Here is a 1,635-nt window from a genome sequence, read left to right as displayed (position 1 = left end):
TCTTGGCCAGTAATGAATCGTTTCATCTTCATGAACATCCGTTAATTAGTGATACTGAATTAACGTTTGAGGGTGCTTAGGTGTTTACAAAAACAGGGAGATTATTGGGGGTTTTTACACAGCCTCGGCCAAAAACAGCCTGCCTTAAGTCCTAAATTGGAATAAAGCCCATTGAGAAATATATGGCTTTCATTTACTTAAGTTGAACAATTAAACTAGAACTGTGAAGACATCATCTGACCCTCCCCATATATCAGTCGGCTCTTTAGTACCCCCGTCTGAGGGAGGGGTGGCAGAAAGATTGGCTGCTATCGTCAGCGGCTCTACAGATGCCATTGTTAGCAACGACTTAAACAATATCATTACCAGCTGGAATCATGGTGCTGAACACCTTCTTGGCTATCTTTCTCAGGAGGCAATTGGAAAATCTCTTGATTTCTTAGTTCCGCTTGATAGGCTGCAAGAAGAAAATTTGATTTTCCAAAAAGCGCTTAAAGGTGAGTGGATCGGCACTTATGAGTCTGATCTTATTTCTAAAAACAAACAGCGAATTGCTATTTCAACTACCGTTTCCCCAATTTTTGATACAAACGGTAACGTCATCGGCACCTCTAGAATTGCCCGAGATATTTCCACGCAAAAGAAAGCGCAGCACGAGCTCATAATTGCTAATCAAGAGAAGGCCAAGCGGGCAGCTGAGCTGTTAATTGCCAATGAAGAGAAGGCTAAGCGCGTTGCTGAACTCGTAATTGCCAATAAGGAGTTGCTATTTCAAAATGAAGAGAAGGCCAAGCGAGCCGCTGAGCTGTTAATTGCCAATGAAGAGAAAGCTAAGCGTGTTGCTGAGCTCGAAATCATCCATGAGAAACTACAAGATTCCTTAATGGAGACAATTGTATTGGCTCGAGAGTTAGTCGAGCTGCGAGATCCCTATACGGCACGCCATGAAAAATATGTGGGTGAGCTAGCAAGAGCTATTGGAGAGCAACTAGGTTTTGATGCAGACCGTCAACAAGGGCTCAGAATTGCAGGTTACCTACATGACATAGGGAAGATCATTATTCCTGCGGAGATTTTGTCCAAACCTGGAAAGATTTCGGCGGAAGAGTATGCATTAGTCAAAAATCATGTCAAAGCAGGCTACAACCTACTTAAACAAATCAACTTTCCTTGGAATATTTCTCGTCCAGTCTTAGAGCATCATGAGCGCTTGGATGGAGGTGGCTACCCCAATGGTTTAACAGGTGATCAAATTAGTATGGAAGGCCGCATTTTGGCTGTTGCCGATGTTGTGGAAGCAATGTCTGCTTACAGACCCTATCGACCAGCTCTAGGTGTAGAGGTTGCGTTAGCTGAAATTGAGCGGGGTCGGGGCAGTATCTATGATGAGAAGGTTGTCGATGCCTGTTTGGCACTATTTCGCGAAAAAGGTTACAAAATCAATGTGGAAGATCATTAACCACTGTCGTTTATTAAATCCTAATGTTCTATGAACGACGGTTTTGGGTCGAGGCTGTGTAAAAACCCAAAATACTTCCATTGATTTAGATTTAAAGCGTGTACACGGGTTTTGGCCTTAAATCAAACGCTTCTGGTTGAGCCAACAATTCCGTTTTGGTAATTTGTGATTTTTTA

At 42.8% G+C, this 1,635-nt stretch carries 1 protein-coding gene; it reads left to right on the top strand.

From position 1 onward, the window contains the following. Positions 1–223: 223 nt before the first annotated feature. Positions 224–1,459 carry an HD domain-containing phosphohydrolase gene (locus tag ICN36_RS11945; protein WP_216228568.1) on the top strand — a complete coding sequence of 412 codons (1,236 nt, stop codon included), beginning with the start codon at positions 224–226 and terminating at the stop codon, positions 1,457–1,459. Positions 1,460–1,635 lie beyond the last annotated feature (176 nt).

Source organism: Polynucleobacter sp. UK-Gri1-W3, from assembly GCF_018881595.1.
Lineage (GTDB): Bacteria > Pseudomonadota > Gammaproteobacteria > Burkholderiales > Burkholderiaceae > Polynucleobacter.
This window is presented reverse-complemented; position numbering and strand designations above follow the sequence as displayed.